The organism is Caldimicrobium sp. SLHALR3 (assembly GCF_058692735.1).
This window is the reverse complement of the sequence record NZ_CP182484.1, coordinates 1,628,123-1,643,574: the sequence shown is the minus strand read 5'-3', so window position 1 is coordinate 1,643,574 and position 15,452 is coordinate 1,628,123. Positions and strand designations below refer to the sequence as shown.

The 15,452-nt window shown below is 33.1% G+C and carries 15 protein-coding genes, 1 tRNA gene and 1 pseudogene; 4 read left to right on the top strand and 13 right to left on the bottom strand.

The genetic code is table 11. The features are described from left to right. Positions 1 to 5: 5 nt before the first annotated feature. The 7 genes and pseudogenes from ACLGLP_RS08700 to ileS all read right to left on the bottom strand — a co-directional run bounded on the left by ACLGLP_RS08700 (position 6) and on the right by ileS (position 8,078). Positions 6 to 1,085 carry a 3-isopropylmalate dehydrogenase gene (locus tag ACLGLP_RS08700; RefSeq protein WP_492112884.1) on the bottom strand — a complete coding sequence of 360 codons (1,080 nt, stop codon included), beginning with the start codon at positions 1,083 to 1,085 and terminating at the stop codon, positions 6 to 8. 100 nt (positions 1,086 to 1,185) lie between these two features. Then, positions 1,186 to 1,740 carry an aminotransferase class IV gene (locus tag ACLGLP_RS08695; protein ID WP_492112883.1) on the bottom strand — a complete coding sequence of 185 codons (555 nt, stop codon included), beginning with the start codon at positions 1,738 to 1,740 and terminating at the stop codon, positions 1,186 to 1,188. Between the two features lie 4 nt (positions 1,741 to 1,744). Next, positions 1,745 to 2,488, bottom strand: a pseudogene (locus ACLGLP_RS08690) (chorismate-binding protein); the annotation flags it as partial. Between the two features lie 84 nt (positions 2,489 to 2,572). After that, positions 2,573 to 2,902, bottom strand: coding sequence for a hypothetical protein (locus tag ACLGLP_RS08685; protein ID WP_492112882.1), 330 nt, complete (start codon positions 2,900 to 2,902; stop codon positions 2,573 to 2,575). Further along, positions 2,895 to 4,802: a tetratricopeptide repeat protein gene (locus tag ACLGLP_RS08680; RefSeq protein ID WP_492112881.1), complete on the bottom strand. Its 1,908-nt coding sequence runs from the start codon at positions 4,800 to 4,802 to the stop codon at positions 2,895 to 2,897. The genes ACLGLP_RS08685 and ACLGLP_RS08680 overlap by 8 nt, the downstream gene beginning before the upstream one ends. A 2-nt stretch (positions 4,803 to 4,804) precedes the next feature. After that, complete coding sequence (gene lspA, locus ACLGLP_RS08675; RefSeq protein ID WP_492112880.1) at positions 4,805 to 5,260, bottom strand: signal peptidase II; 456 nt, start codon at positions 5,258 to 5,260, stop codon at positions 4,805 to 4,807. Positions 5,261 to 5,264: 4 nt separating this feature from the next. Further along, complete coding sequence (gene ileS, locus ACLGLP_RS08670) at positions 5,265 to 8,078, bottom strand: isoleucine--tRNA ligase (protein WP_492112879.1); 2,814 nt, start codon at positions 8,076 to 8,078, stop codon at positions 5,265 to 5,267. A gap of 166 nt (positions 8,079 to 8,244) precedes the next feature. Between ileS and ACLGLP_RS08665 the strand changes: the two genes are divergently transcribed. From ACLGLP_RS08665 to infC, 3 genes are all read left to right on the top strand, one after another. Beyond that, positions 8,245 to 8,319 (top strand) — tRNA-Val (locus tag ACLGLP_RS08665). Positions 8,320 to 8,350: 31 nt separating this feature from the next. Beyond that, the gene (thrS, locus tag ACLGLP_RS08660) at positions 8,351 to 10,288 is read left to right on the top strand and encodes a threonine--tRNA ligase (protein ID WP_492112878.1); all 1,938 of its coding nucleotides are present in this window, start codon (positions 8,351 to 8,353) and stop codon (positions 10,286 to 10,288) included. A gap of 86 nt (positions 10,289 to 10,374) precedes the next feature. Then, positions 10,375 to 10,902 carry a translation initiation factor IF-3 gene (gene infC, locus ACLGLP_RS08655; protein WP_492112877.1) on the top strand — a complete coding sequence of 176 codons (528 nt, stop codon included), beginning with the start codon at positions 10,375 to 10,377 and terminating at the stop codon, positions 10,900 to 10,902. 3 nt (positions 10,903 to 10,905) lie between these two features. Here infC and hisH read toward each other — a convergent pair whose 3' ends face one another. Genes hisH through ACLGLP_RS08635 form a run of 4 tightly spaced genes read right to left on the bottom strand, consistent with a single transcriptional unit; the run spans position 10,906 to position 13,434 of the window. After that, positions 10,906 to 11,532, bottom strand: a complete 627-nt coding sequence (gene hisH / locus ACLGLP_RS08650) for an imidazole glycerol phosphate synthase subunit HisH (RefSeq protein ID WP_492112876.1) — start codon at positions 11,530 to 11,532, stop codon at positions 10,906 to 10,908. After that, positions 11,516 to 11,956, bottom strand: coding sequence for a hypothetical protein (locus tag ACLGLP_RS08645; protein ID WP_492112875.1), 441 nt, complete (start codon positions 11,954 to 11,956; stop codon positions 11,516 to 11,518). The genes hisH and ACLGLP_RS08645 overlap by 17 nt, the downstream gene beginning before the upstream one ends. After that, positions 11,956 to 12,483, bottom strand: a complete 528-nt coding sequence (gene scpB / locus ACLGLP_RS08640; RefSeq protein WP_492112874.1) for an SMC-Scp complex subunit ScpB — start codon at positions 12,481 to 12,483, stop codon at positions 11,956 to 11,958. The genes ACLGLP_RS08645 and scpB overlap by 1 nt, the downstream gene beginning before the upstream one ends. Next, positions 12,484 to 13,434 carry a radical SAM protein gene (locus ACLGLP_RS08635; protein WP_492112873.1) on the bottom strand — a complete coding sequence of 317 codons (951 nt, stop codon included), beginning with the start codon at positions 13,432 to 13,434 and terminating at the stop codon, positions 12,484 to 12,486. A 78-nt stretch (positions 13,435 to 13,512) separates the two neighbouring features. On the opposite strand from ACLGLP_RS08635, the gene pgsA reads away from it, so the two are divergent. Further along, positions 13,513 to 14,376 carry a CDP-diacylglycerol--glycerol-3-phosphate 3-phosphatidyltransferase gene (gene pgsA, locus ACLGLP_RS08630; protein WP_492112872.1) on the top strand — a complete coding sequence of 288 codons (864 nt, stop codon included), beginning with the start codon at positions 13,513 to 13,515 and terminating at the stop codon, positions 14,374 to 14,376. Here the strand turns inward: pgsA and rpe are convergent. Further along, positions 14,348 to 15,019 (bottom strand): ribulose-phosphate 3-epimerase, encoded by a 672-nt coding sequence (gene rpe / locus ACLGLP_RS08625; protein WP_492112871.1) that lies wholly within the window; start codon positions 15,017 to 15,019, stop codon positions 14,348 to 14,350. The two genes, pgsA and rpe, sit on opposite strands and share 29 nt — an antisense overlap. Beyond that, the gene (locus ACLGLP_RS08620; RefSeq protein WP_492112870.1) at positions 15,000 to 15,416 is read right to left on the bottom strand and encodes a hypothetical protein; all 417 of its coding nucleotides are present in this window, start codon (positions 15,414 to 15,416) and stop codon (positions 15,000 to 15,002) included. Before ACLGLP_RS08620 ends, rpe begins: the two co-directional genes overlap by 20 nt. Between the last annotated feature and the right edge of the window lie 36 nt (positions 15,417 to 15,452).

Sequence of the window (15,452 nt, the reverse complement as noted above, 5' to 3'; positions counted from 1 at the left end):
TATGTTTAAAGCTCAACCCCCTCCTCTGCGTATTTTGCAACAAGATCTCCCACTTCGGTTGTAGTGTATCCCATTTTTCCAGCTGCTAAGCTTTTAAGATGATCTCTGCAAACTTTTATTACGGCATTTTCTATAGCTTTAGCAGCTTCCTCTTCTCCAAGCCATTCAAGCATCATCATTCCAGCACAGATTGCTGCAAGGGGATTAATTACATTTTTTCCTGTATACTTGGGAGCTGATCCACCGATTGGTTCAAACATGGAGACCCCATTTGGATTAATGTTACCACCAGCTGCAATCCCCATTCCTCCCTGAATTATAGCCCCAAGGTCAGTTATAATATCTCCAAACATATTGTCAGTAACTATTACATCAAACCACTCAGGATTTTTTACAAACCACATACAAACTGCATCAACATGGGCATAGTCCTTTTCTATGTCTGGGTATTCTTCTCCCACTTCCTGAAAAACTCTGTACCACAAATCCCAGGCATAGGTCAAAACATTGGTTTTACCAACCAAGGTAACTTTCTTTTTCTTATTTCTTTTTCTGCAGTATTCAAAGGCAAAGCGAATGCATCTTTCTACTCCGTAACGGGTATTTATAGATTCTTGAATAGCAACTTCGTAAGGGGTTCCCTTTCTCAAAAATCCTCCCCCTCCTGCATAAAGTCCTTCTGTATTTTCTCTCACTACTACAAAATCTATATCTTCTGGTCCTTTATCTTTTATAGGAGTCCACACCCCTGGATAAAGTTTAACGGGTCTCAAATTTATATACTGATCAAGTTCGAAACGGATTCTCAAAAGTATTTCCTTTTCAAGGATACCTGGTTTTACATCAGGGTGTCCTATGGCACCAAGATAAATGGCATCGTGTTTTTTAAGCTCTTCAATTCCTCCTTCTGGAATAGTTTCTCCTGTTTTTAGGTATCTTTCCCCTCCCCAATCAAAATAATTAAAATGAAACTTTATGTTAAATCTTCTTCCCACTGCAGAAAGAACCTTTACCCCTTCTCTTATTACCTCTGGTCCTGTTCCATCTCCTGGAATAACTGCTATTTTGTAAGATTTTTCTGCCATAAATCAGCCCCCTTTTTAAATTTTCTTTTATAATATAACCCATTCTGATACTTTACCAAGCCCACGAACTGCATTGCCAATAAAAATTTTTTTTGCTTTTCTAAGGTCTTCTAATTTTATTGTACCTTCTTTTGCCTTTTTTTTCTGAAATCAGAAATTGTCTTAAAATTCCATTTAGGATTTTAAGCTCTAAAGAAGGAGTTATAAGTCCATATCCTAAATCAATAAATACATTGGATATACAACCTTCCAGAAGAAAACCTCTCTCATCGTAAAAAACTATTTCATCAAGACCAAGCCTTTGAGCCTCTTTTTGCCAGAAGTCAAAATAGTCTCTAAAAGAGGTTTTATGATAAAATAAAATTCCAAGATCAAAATCTCTTTTAACAAGACCAATTTTTAAATCCTTTTTCCAGGGTTGAAAGGGTGAAAAGCTTATTTCAGCCTCTCCAGAAGGAGAAAGAATTAATCTTCCTTTGTATTCTCCCTTTTTTAGAGAAATTCCTTTTATTTTTATAAAACTTCTGAATTTTTCGTAAGTTTTTAACCAATCAGGAAGTTTAAATTTGAAATAAAGAGCAGAGCTTTTAATTCTTTTATAATGAAGAGGAAGAAAGAGATTATCTTTTTCGGAATTAAAGTAAAAGGTTTCCATTAATTTAAAATAGGGTAGGGGGAGAGAGGAAAAACTTGGCTTTTAAGATACCTTCTTTGAATTCTTCCTCAGGAAGACTATCCCATACTATTCCTCCCCCTACGCCAGCTTCCCCGAGAAAGTAATGGTTTTCTTTTTTCAGAATTAAGGTTCGTATAGCCACATTAAAAAGAAAATCTCTATTAGGTTTTATAAATCCAATAGCACCTGTATAAATACCTCTTGGTTCTTTTTCCAGCTCTTTTATGATTTCCATAGCTCTTATCTTTGGAGCTCCAGTAATGGAACCGCAGGGGAAAAGTGCTTTAATAATTTCATAAAAGCTATCTGTTTTGAGTGTTCCTCTTATAGTTGAAATCATCTGATGCACCGTGGGATAGGTTTCCACTTTAAAAAGTTCTGATACATAAACACTCCCTTTTTGACAAATCTTTCCAAGGTCATTTCTCAAAAGATCAACTATCATTATGTTCTCAGCCTGATTTTTAACATCGTTTTTGAGAAGACACTTTAATCTTTTATCTTCCTTGATAGAACTCCCCCTTTTTGAAGTGCCTTTCATAGGAGAACTTTTTATTAAATTTTTATCTTTTTTTAGAAAAAGCTCAGGTGAAAGGGATAAAATGTAGTAATCTCCAACCTTGGCAAAACATCCGTATTTACATCTTTGAGAAAAGAGGAGAAAATAAAAAAGCTTTTCCAAATCCCCTTCAAATTCAAAATTTATTTTAAAGGTAAAATTTATCTGATAGACATCTCCTTATTTTATAAAGTTTTTAATTTTTTTATAGCTGAAATATATTCCTCTTTCTCTATGTTAATAAAAATGTTTTTAAATCCTTCTTTTAAACTTCTGATATTTTAAAGAATCAAATTGCGGGTCTAAAAAGTGTTTCTTAAATCCTTTATAGAATCCGAAATAGGCAAGAGGAAACGAAATTTTTTCTGCGAGAGATTTAAGCTTTTCTTCAAGAAGATAGCCAAGCTCATAGGCTAAAAATCCACAGGCATAAAATCCCTGTTTAATCTGCCTTTCAAGATATTTGAAAAAATCAGAAAGGTTATCCGGATTACACAGTTTAAGGACTTTTACAGGGGATTTGAAAATATACAGTTGATAAGGAATTTTGTCAGCATTAGCCCAGATAAAAAAATCATTCAAGCTCATAATCTTTAAAATAAGAAATAAAAAGAGAAATGATAAGTAAGACAAGTGAAATAAGGATAAAAGAGAATAAATTAAAAAAATTTTTTATACTTTCAGAAATGGGTAAATAAGGAAAAACTACATAGATAGAAGTAAGAAAAAATTCAGCTAAGGAAAAATTTTTTAAGAAATTAGCCAGCTTTATTCGGAAATTCCATTTTTTAACAAGATTCTTTTTTGCAAGGTTTAAGTTTTCTGCCAGATTTTTGCCAGATTTTATTTCAGAAATAAGAGTAGATAAAGCATCAGAGGGGTCTTTTCTTCTCAACTTAAATTCAATTTTTTGAACAAGTTCAGACATCGCTTTTAAATCCTTACCAAAGTTTGAATCTTCGTGTTTATAGGGATATCTTTTCCAGAAAGAGACAAGTTCCCTTTCTATGGCTTTAAGTTTTTCAAAATCTTCTTTGAGATCTTTGATAATTCTATATATGTAGCCTTGAAATTCCAAATCCAATTCCAATGCCCTCTGATAGGCACTCTCAATAAGTCCCAATCCCCCTTTATGAACATTTTCTCTTATTTTGGAAAGTTTTTCTTCGTAATCCTTTTTTTCAGACTCAGAAAAAAAGATTTTTATTTTATGATAGCGGTCTTCTGTTTCTTTTAACCTCTGAGAAGCTAATTCTCTTTTTTCTGCAATTTTATCGTATAAAATTTCTTCCAGCTCCTTTTGATCCTGTATAAAAATTGGTTCAAGATAGCTCCAGTACAAAAAATAGGGATGATTGAAATAAGCTAAAATTTCAGAAAGAGAAGAACCTTTTTGATACTTTGCTAAATTATAGTAGTAAAAAGCAGGAAGACATGTATAATCTTTTTCTAAGGCATCCTTGTAAAATTCTTCGGCAATGGCAGTTTCTCCGATATATTCATGAAAATAGCCTTTTAGAAAAAGTAAATAACTACTAACAAAGGGAGTGGAAACCTGAGAAAGGGCTTTTTCTATATAATAAAGAGCACCTTTAGGATCATCTCTAAGAATACTTATTAAAGCAAGACCAATACATGCTCTAAAGTCCTCTTCTACCTCCAAAAATTCTCTTTTTGCACTATCTAAGTTTCCCTTCACTAAGTATTCTAATCCCAGACCAAGATTTCCTCCTCTTACAGGTGCTTCCATTTCAAGTTTGAAATGACCCCAGGTTTCTATGTTTTCGGATTTATAAAAAACTATCTTTAAAAATTCAGGTAATAAATAGAAATTTCTCACATAAAGATATCTTAGCTTTTCAAAAGAAAAATTTTCTTTATAAATTCCTTCCCATAAGGTTTGTGAAAGTTCTTTAAATTGAAAATTTAACGAAACCTGAAAAGTTTTCCTTGGCTCTACCTCTAAAAGAGCAGGGCAATCTGAAGAGTTATGCCAAGGAATTTTGCAAAAAAAGCAGGGCTTTTTTTCTCCAACCCAAAAAAGATCTTTATAAAAGAGCTCAATTTTTGGATCAACTGTAGAAGGTAAAATAAGTTCCCACAAATCTTGCCAGGGGTCTATTCTATAAAAGAGCTTACCGTTTTTTAAAATTGAATCTACTTCTTCTTTTATTGTTTTTTCTAAATAAATTTTTCCAGCTCTTAGGATCACATCAGGAATTCTTTCTGTAGGGCTTTTTGTTAAGATAAAAGAAAAAGGAGGTAGTGAGGATCTAAGAAGAGAAGAAAATTCATTTTTAAAATCCTCTAAAGCTTTATTTAGGTAAAAAATATTTTCAGGAGTTAATTTGTATGTGTCTTTATCAATTCTTGTAAGGTTTCTTGAAAGCAGATCCTTTATATAAATTTCTGCAACAGAAACTTGGGTACGAAAGAGAAAATTTATTAATTTAGGGTGTTTTATGAGTTTTAGATAAAACATTTTCAAGTTTTAAAAGCTTTGTAAAGCAATAGAAAGAGGGAAAAGGTGATAGCCATGTCTGATACATTAAAAGCAGGCCAATGAAGATCTTTTAAATGAAGATCTATAAAGTCAAGGACACCTCCAAATAATACCCTATCAGTAAGATTTCCTAATCCCCCTCCGAATAACATTCCAAGAGATAATAAAAAAACTTTATTTTCTTTGTTTTTAGAATAAATCTTTTTTGCCCAAAAGTAACTAATTCCCAAAACAATTATGGTTATTAAGATTAAAATAATAAATCCCTTAGCTCCTGCTTTAGAAAAAATTCCGAAGGCTATACCTTTATTCCAAACCTTTACTATATTCAAAATGGGCAAAATTTCCATTTTATTAAATTCAGCTTTCAGGATCAAATATTTGGTAATTCTATCTAAAAGAAAAGTCAGGCTTGCACTTAACCAGAATAGACGCATAATTTTATTTATTCAAGGATTTTATTACATTATAGCATCTTTCGCAAAGTTCAGGTATTTCAAGTTTCCCTACCTCGGGTTTTCTCTGCCAACATCTTTCGCATTTTTGATTTTCCGTTGCCTTGACTTTTATTACAAGGTCTTTAATTTCTTCAGATTGATAAATTACTTCTTTATCAGTTGATTTATCAATATTTTCTACCAATTCAAATTTAGAAACCATAATAAAATATTCCCAGAAAGAGGAATCCTGTAAGTAAGGTTTAATCTCCTCTGGTGCTTTAACAAAGACCTCTGCGGAAAGGCTGGTGTTTATGATATCGTAGTCTTTTCTTGCTATTTCTAATGCTTTAAGTAATTCTTCTCTTAATTCTAAGTATTTTTCCCATTTTTTGATCTCCTCTTCTGTAAGGTCAAAGGAATAAGAAGGAAAATCTGTTAAAAATACGGAAATTTCTTCTTTTTTATAGGGGAGATTTTGCCATATCTCTTCAGCTGTAAAAGAAAGGATGGGAGCCATAAGTTTTGTCAGGCTATCAAGAGCATAGTAAAACACCGTTTGGGTTGCTCTTCTTTTAAAACTATCTGGAAGCTCACAATAAAGAAAGTCTCTGTTTATGTCTATGATTAAAGAAGATAACTCAACAACGCAAAATCTGTGGAGTTCGTGATATACAATGTGAAAGTCAAAATTTTCGTAAGCCTTTTTAACCTTTTCAATAAGTTTTCCTAATCTGTAAAGAATATATTTTTCAAAATCAGGAAGATTTTCAAAAGGTATAAGATCTTTTTCAGGGTCAAAGTCATATAAATTACCTATAAGAAATCTGCAGGTGTTTCTTATTTTTCTATAAGCTTCAACTAATCTTGCTAAAATTTCCTTAGAAATTTTAATATCATCACGATAATCTTCGGCAGAGACCCAAAGCCTTATAATTTCAGCTCCGTATTCTCTTATTAAATCCTGAGGATGAATTACATTTCCAAGGCTTTTTGACATTTTTCTTCCCAGTCCATCAACTACGAAGCCATGGGTTAAAATTGTTTTGTAAGGAGGGACATTCCTTGTTCCTACAGAGCAAAGAAGAGAGCTATGAAACCAACCTCTGTGTTGATCAGAACCTTCTAAGTATAAATCTGCAGGAAAACTAAGTTCTGGATTTTTCTCAAGCACTCCTGCAAAAGAAACGCCAGAGTCAAACCATACATCAAGAATATCTTTCTCTTTTTCAAAATCTGAATTTCCACACTTTGGACAAATTGTTCCTTCAGGTAAAAGTTCTTTTGCTTCTCTTACAAACCAGGGATCACAGCCTTCTTTTTCAAAAATTTCAATAACCTTTTCATAGTATTTAAAATCTTTTAGTATTTCCCCGCAATTTTTACATTTAAAAACTGTTATGGGAACTCCCCACACCCTTTGACGAGATATGCACCAGTCTGGTCTTTTCTCAAGCATGGAATAAAGACGGTTTTTTCCCCAGTGAGGAATAAATTTAACTTTGTCAAGACTTTTTAAAGCCTTTTCTCTTAAATTTTTAGAGTCCATAGAAATAAACCACTGATTTTCAGCTCTAAAAATTATGGGCTTTTTACACCTCCAGCAGTGAGGATAACTGTGTTCAATCTCGTCTTGATGTAGGAGTTTTCTCTGCTCTTTAAGAGTTTTTAAAATGACTTCATTAGCTTTATAGACATTTAAACCACCTACTAAAGGAATGTCAGGATAAAATTTTCCTTCCTGATCTACAGGGACATAGACATCAAGATTATATTTTAAACCTATTTGATAGTCCTCTTCTCCGTGTCCAGGTGCTATGTGAACTATTCCTGTTCCTGTATCTAAGGTTACAAAATCTGCCAGGATGATAAGGCTTTCTCTTTGGTAAAAAGGATGGTGGGCTTTTTTCCCTTCAAGTTTCTTGGGATCAACTTTGGCAATTTTTCTGGGAAGATCCCTGTTTAATTCAGCGCATAGAGCCGAAATCCTACCTTCGGCAACAATATAAAACTCTTCATCCCACTCAATTATTAAATAATCAAATTCTGGATTAAATGCTAAAGCAAGGTTAGCAGGTAGTGTCCAAGGGGTAGTTGTCCAGATAAGTATAGAAATTGGTTTTGGAAATGTTATGTTAAGAGTTTTTTCTAAAAATTTTTTAGTTTCCTCAGTTAAGGGAAATTTGACATAAATAGAGGGGGATTTATGTGGTTCGTATTCAACTTCAGCTTCTGCAAGAGCTGTAACACAGTTAGGACACCAAAAAACCGGCTTTTTTCTTCTATAAACTTGTCCACTTTCAAGAAATCTTAAAAATTCTCTTGCAATTATAGCTTCGTATTTGAAATCCATAGTAAGATATGGAGAATCCCATTTAGCAAAAACTCCCAGCCTTTTAAACTCTTCTCTCTGAATGTTTATGTATTTTTCTGCATATTTTCTGCAGGCATCTCTTATAACAAGAGGTGGGAGTTCTCCTCTTTTAACATTTAATTCCTGTTCCACTTTAAGTTCTATGGGCAAACCATGGCAATCCCATCCCGGCACAAAGGGAACCTTGTATCCTGCCATGGATTTGCTTTTTACAATAATATCTTTTAAAATCTTGTTTAGGGCTGTTCCTAAATGGATGTGTCCATTGGCATAGGGTGGACCATCGTGTAAAACATATAAAGGGGCATTCTCTCTTTTTTTAAGAATTTTTTCGTATATTTTTTCTTTTTCCCAAAATTCTAAAAAAATAGGTTCTCTTTGGGTGAGATTTGCTTTCATAGGAAAATCAGTTTTTGGAAGATTGAGAGTCTCTTTCCAGTCCATTAAAATTCCCCCTTTTGAGAAAGCTTAGATTAAATTTTTAATTTTATCACAACTTGCTAAAAGATGAACTTGTATAATCTCAGTTATAAATGGTTATTTTTAAAATTAATTGAAAGTTTAAACTTGACAACCTTTAAAAATTTGTTATGTTTTTAAAATATAGAATAGGCGCGTAGCTCAGTGGGAGAGCGCTTGCTTGACATGCAAGAGGTCGGCGGTTCGATCCCGCCCGCGCCTACCATAAATCAGTTTAAGGAGTTGTAGGTTAAATTTTGAAAATAAAGATCAAAGACCTTGGTGAATTTTATCTTAACCCAGGTTCTCCCTTAAAAATTCTTATTCCAGAAATAAAAAAACTTACTCAAGAATTACCTGTTGGATTTAAACATAACGACGAATACATAGACTGGCATTACATCCTTAACGAAAGTGTTCCAGATACTTTGGAACTTGAACCTATATTTTCTTCAAATAAAGAAGCACTTATTTTTCTTCGACACACAGCCTCTCATGTTCTTGCACAGGCTGTAAAAGAACTTTTTCCTGAAGCAAAACTCGGTATAGGTCCTCCAACAGAAGAGGGATTTTATTATGACATATATTACAAACGCCCCTTTAATGAAGAAGATCTGGAAAAGATAGAAAAAAAAGTAAAGGAAATAATAAATGAGGATTTATCCTTAGAAAGAAAGGAAATTTCAAAAGAGGAAGCTAAAGAACTTTTTAAAAAGCTTAATGAGGATTTCAAACTTGAGCTTATTGAGGAGATGTCTGATAGCAAAGTTTCTATATATTCTCAGGGAAACTTTGTAGACCTCTGCAAAGGTCCTCACCTTCTTTCTACAGGGGAAATTAAAGCAGTGAAGCTTCTTTCTGTGGCTGGTGCTTATTGGAGAGGAGATGAAAGAAATCCTATGCTCTGGAGAATTTATGGAACTGCCTTTTTTTCAAAGGAAGAATTAGAAGAATACCTAAATAGACTTGAAGAAATAAAGAAAAGAGATCATAGAAAGTTAGGGAAAGAACTTGAATTATTTACTATTGAAGAAGATATTGGACCAGGGCTTGTAATCTGGCTTCCCAAAGGTGCTATTGTAAGAAATATAATAGAAAATTTCTGGAAAAAGGTTCACTTAGAAAGAGGATACCAGCTTGTATATACTCCTCATATCGCCTTAAGAGATTTGTGGAAGGTTTCAGGGCATTTAGACTTTTACCAGGAATTCATGTTTCCTCCAATGGAACTTGAGAACAGAGCTTATCAATTAAAACCCATGAACTGTCCTTTTCACATTTATGTTTATAATCAAAAAAGAAGAAGTTACAGGGAATTTCCTATAAGATACTGTGAACTTGGGACAGTTTATCGTTTTGAGAGAAGTGGAGTTTTACACGGGCTTCTAAGAGTTAGAGGATTTACTCAAGATGATGCTCACATCTTTTGTAGAGAAGATCAGCTGGAAGATGAACTCATGCAGGTATTAGATCTTGTAATATATTTCCTTAGAGTTTTTGGATTTTCCGAATATAAGATTTTTCTCTCCACAAGACCTGAAAAGTTTGTAGGTTCTCCTGAAATATGGGATAAAGCTGAGTCTGCTCTTAAAAAGGCTCTTGAAAATAAAGGGCTTGAATACGAAGTAGACCCTGGGGAAGGAGTTTTTTATGGACCAAAAATTGACCTAAAAATCAAAGATGTTTTGGGAAGATTTTGGCAATGCTCAACTATTCAAGTTGATTTTAATATCCCAGAAAGATTTGACATTGTCTACATAGGAGAAGATAATAGATTTCACAGACCAATCATGATTCATAGAGCCTTGCTTGGATCTCTTGAAAGATTTTTGGGAGTTCTTATTGAAAATTATGCAGGTGCTTTTCCCTTCTGGATAGCTCCTGTACAGATTAAAGTTTTAACTATTACTGATAGAAACATAAGCTATGGAGAGAGTATCGTTGAAATTCTAAGAAAAGAAGGATTTAGAGTAGAAGAGGATTTTAGAAACGAAAAGCTAAACTATAAAATCAGAATGGCTCAACAGGAAAAAGTGCCTTATATGGTTATTTTAGGAGATAAGGAAGAAAAAGACAGAGTTATCAGTGTAAGGACAAGAAAGGGAGAAGTAATTAACAATCTGAAAATAGAAGAGTTTATAAATAAAATCAGAGCCGAAAATCAACCAGAATATCTATTAAATGAATCATCTTAATCTAAAGTTTCACTTTATCAAAATTTTAAACCAAGATTCACCTAATCTTGCACTAAATATTAAAACTTAAGGAGGAAAAAGGAGGTATGCAGAAAGATTTAAAGAAAAAATACAGAGTTAATGAACAGATCAGAGCAAAAGAGGTGAGACTGATTGGACCAGATGGGAAACAGATAGGCATTGTTCCTCTTTCTGAAGCATTGAGATATGCTGAAGATTATGGGCTTGACTTGGTTGAGATTGCACCTACTGCCAATCCACCTGTTTGTAAAATTATGGATTTTGGAGAATTTTTGTATCAAGAAGCAAAAAAGGCAAAAGAAGCAAAAAAGAAGCAAAAACAAGTGGAAATTAAAGAAATAAAACTTAGCCCAAAAACAGATAAACACGATCTTGAAGTTAAAATAAGGCACATTTTAAGATTTCTTGAAGATGAAAATAAAGTAAAAATAAGGGTTATTTTTAAAGGAAGAGAAATTGCTCATCCAGAAATGGCAGATAGAGTTTTGCAGGCTATATTTGAGGCAGTTAAAGATAAAGCTCAGATTGAAACCCCTCCCAAAATGGAAGGAAAACAAATGATAGCTGTCATTTCCCCTATTCACAAAAAGTAGTTTCTATGGTTTCCACTCACAAAATTGTTTTAAAATTTGTAATCCCGGCTTACCACTTTTTTCAGGGTGAAATTGAACAGCTACTAAATTTTTATACGCAAGGGCAGAAGTAAAATTTATTCCATAAAAAGTTATACCGCAAATAACTTCTTTTTCTTCAGGAATTCCAAAATAGCTGTGCACAAAATAGTATTCATAATCTGGGTCAAGTCCTTCAAAGACAGGATGAGATTTTATCCATTTTACTTTATTCCAGCCCATATGAGGAACTTTTAGTGTTTCTCCATTCCAGATAAGAGGCTGTGGGAATCTTACAACTCTTCCTTTAAGAAGACCAAGGGTTTCTGTTCCACCGTCTTCTTCACTGAACTCAAAAATAATCTGTGTTCCTAAGCAAATCCCCAGAATGGGGGTTCCCTTTAAAAAAGCGGATTTTAAAAACTCGTCCAATCCAAATTTTTTTAAGCTTTCTACCGCACTTTTAGCAGCACCAACCCCTGGAAAAATAATTCTTTCTGCTTTTTTTAGTTCTTCAATGTCTGAAGAAATAAAGCATTTGTAACCAAGATAATTTAAAGCTCTTGCTACACTTGTTAAATTACCTGCTAAGTAATCAATTATCCCTATCATAAAATTTCTTGAGAAGTCTTTCCAGTTTTCTTATTTCATTTTTTTGAAAATCTGGTTTTTCAGTTTTGAAAATTTTAATCCAGTTTTTAATTTTTTCTAAAGCTAACCCAAAATCTTTTTCTAATCTCTCTTTTTCTGTAAAAGTTTTTAATCTTTTTAAGTTTATTATAGCACGTTTTACACCTCTATAAATTGGTTTTTCAATGTTTTCAGGCGTAAGATCTCTTTCAATAATTTTAAGATACCTTTTAACTACTGCTTTTTTTAAAAATTTTATTTCCTCTTCTGAGAGAGTTAACCCCAGCCCCTTAGGAGGAGGTTCGGTTAAATAAAAAAAGCTATTCCAAAAAGCTACCTCTGGTATTTCTCCTCCTTCATGTTCTATGAGCTCCGCCTCTTGTATAATTTCTTTTCTGATTGGCATTATTCAGATAGGTTTTTAAGTTCTTCAAGGGACGGAAGATCTTCCAAAGACTTTAAACCAAAGTATTCAAGAAAGAATTTAGTTGTTCCGTAAAGAGCAGGTCTTCCAGGGACTTGTTTTCTTCCTACTATTTCTATAAAATCATTTTCTAACAAAACTTTTAAAGAATTACTCACATCAACCCCTCCTCTTTTTGCTGAAATTTCAGCCCTTGTTATGGGTTGGAAATAGGCTATAATGGCAAGTGTTTCAAGAAGGGCTTTTGTCCACCTGAATTTTTTTGGTTTTAAAAGCCTTTTTATGTAATCAGAGGCTTCTGGAATGGTCTCAACTCTATATCCACCTGCTACTTCAACAATTCTAACCCCTCTTTCAGAATATTCAGTCTTAAGTTCTTCAATTATTTTTTTAACTTCAGAAACTGGAAGTCCATCACATATTTCTGAAATTTCTTTGGCTTTTAAAGATCTTCCTGCACAAAATAAAATTGCTTCAATAGCCTTTTTATAAAAATTTTTGTCCTTCATCTAATCAGCAAAGAAAAACCTTTCCCCCTCGTGTAGTTTTTCTTTCGCTAATCCTTCAGAAATAAATTCTTCCAAAACATTTTTAATCTTTTCTTTTTCAATTTTTAAAGCTAAAGAGAGTTCTTCGAGGGTGGAAGGACGTCTTTTGATATAGTTTAAAATTTCTTTTTTAATCTTTTCTTTTTCAAGATCTTTAAAGGTTTCTTTTGCTTTATCAAGCCTTTCTTTGCTAACTATAATTTCAGCTTTATCTCCTAAAAATTGGGCAATTTTTTTAAGCTTTTCAAAAGAAACTGGCTTTGTTCCTTCAAAGGCAGGGGGTCTAACCACTGTGTTGAGTTGCACTTTATGGGGATTAATATAGTTTATAGCTGATTTTAAGGCTTTAAGTTCCTCTTCTGAATCATTTATTCCTTCAACCAAAAGAATTTCAAGCCACATTTCACCTTTCATTTCTTCTCGCAAAGCTTTTAAATTTTCAATAATGGTTTTTAGTTCTATCTCAGGATGAGGATGATTTATTTTTTTGAAGGTTTCAGAAGTTCCCGCATCTAAGGAAGGTAAAACTATATCCACTTCTGCTAATGCAGATCTTACTGAGGGGATATGTAAAAGGGTAGCGTTGGTTAAAACAGCTATAGGTTTTTTAATAATTTTTTTAGCAAGTAATATAGCTTTTTCAAAATGAACATTTAAAGAAGGTTCCCCGCTTCCTGTAAAGGTTAAAACATCAAAGTTGTCTTCTAACTCCTTAGCTTGAAAAATAGATTTTTCAATCAGCTCCCAGGGATAATAATCCTTTCTTTCTATAGTGAGATTTGTGGTTTTTCCTACCTCGCAATAAATACAATTCATGGAGCATATCTTTCTGGGAACCATCTCAATTCCTAAGGATCTGCCAAGTCTTCTTGATCTTACCGGACCAAAAATTAAGGTTTCTTTTTCTTTCATTTTTTAGCTAATTTTTAGGGTTTTTAAAACAAAAATAGTATAATATAATTTTAGCTTAGAAAAAGGGAAAAGATAAAAATGTATTCACTTATTACTCCAAACAGGCTTACCCTTTTAAGAATTTTTCTTTTACCTTTTCCCTGTTTGCTTCTTCTTTCAGAATCTTATTCTGGTAAAATCGGAGCTTTGGTAACGGGCTTTTTATTAGGAATAACCGATTATCTTGATGGTATTCTTGCAAGAAAGTATAGGAAGGTTACTTCAATTGGTGCTATTTTGGATCCCATTGCTGATAAGATATTTGTAACTTCAGTCTATTTAGTCTTGGTTTATTTGAATTATTTTAATTTTTTGCCTGTTTTTTTAATCATTTTAAGAGAGGTTCTGGTATCTTTTCTAAGAAGCTGGTTTCCTGATAAGATGAAGGTTTCAAAAATTGCTAAATTAAAGACCCTATTTCAGATGAGCTTTGCAGGTTTCGGAGTTATCCTTTATATTCATTTTCCTTTTTATATATATCTAATTGATTACTCTTTGTGGTTGATAGCTATATTTTCTTTTGTTAGTGCCATACCATATTTTCACAGGGTTTGGCATAAAATAAAGGAATTTAGAAGTAATTTAAAAAACTTTTTTAAGTCTCTCTTTTCTTTAAGCTATCCTTTGGCACTTCTTTTAACCTTTCCTCTAACTGATGGACTTTTTTGGATAAATATTATTGCCCTTTCTTTCTTTTTCTTTAAAAGAGGACTTGTGAGGGGTTTTCCAAAATGGGCATACGATAAGGCAGGTATGTATGTTATCGTTTTAGGAGGGTTAATTTTAGAGTATTGGTATTTTAAAAGGCTTTTTTTCTCAATGCTTCTTATTTTAATTTTTAGTTTTTTTAAAGATGGTTTGAAAAGTTTGAAGTTTATGTGGAAGGTCTTAAAACTTCAATAGCCTTTGCGTAATCTTCCTTTCCAAAAATAGCAGATCCTGCAACAAGCACCCTTGCTCCTGCTTTTATCACTTCAGGCGCTGTTTCAGAATTTATTCCACCATCAACCTGAATTAAAACATTAAGTCCTTTTTCATCTATCATTTTTTTAAGCTCACTTATTTTGGGAAGGCAGTTTTTTATGAATTTTTGTCCGCCAAAACCCGGATTCACTGTCATTATTAGAACGAAATCAAGATCTTCAAGCACATATTTTATCGTTTCAAGTGGTGTATGAGGATTTAAGGCAACTCCGGCTTTTTTATCAAGTTCTTTGATTTTCCAAACAGTTCTATGTAAGTGTTTTGTAGCTTCTACATGAACAGATATCCAGTCTGCACCAGCAGAGGCAAAATCCTTTATGTATCTTTCTGGAGCTTCAATCATAAGATGGGCGTCAAAAATTAGATTTGAGTGAGGGCGAAGAGATTCTATAACTAAGGGACCAAAAGTGAGGTTTGGAACAAACATGCCATCCATTACATCTAAGTGCAAAATGTCAGCCCCTGCTTTTTCTACGGCTTTCACCTCCTCTGCCAATTTTGAGAAATCAGCAGAAAGAAGAGAAGGAGCTATAAGAATTTTGTTATTTTGTTTGGGGATCATCTTTTTTAAAAGGAAAGGGTATAATTTTTTCCTCTGTTTTAGAAGTAGTTTTAGACTGAGAAACTTTTGCAGAGGACATTTTTTCCTGTAAAGGGGTATTGGTAAAAAGGTGAGGCAAATAGGTTTGGTAAGTTTTTAAAAGTCCTTCAGGAATTTGAAGGGTATACCATATAATTTGGGTTCTTTGAATGGTAAAATAGGGTAGTCCAAGAAGGATAGGAATAAACCCTTTTTCATCAACACTAACAAGAGCTGGCCATTCAACTTCAAAGAATTCTCTTTTTTCAAGCACAAACTTTAAAGTTTCATAAACGGGATTAAAGCATACGAGTCCAATATAAAGTCCTGTTTGTGTTTGGAAAAGAACGGGCTTTTTAGCAACAGGACTTTCGTTCATACTTTTAATTTTATTCTCTTTTCCCTTTTTCTCAAG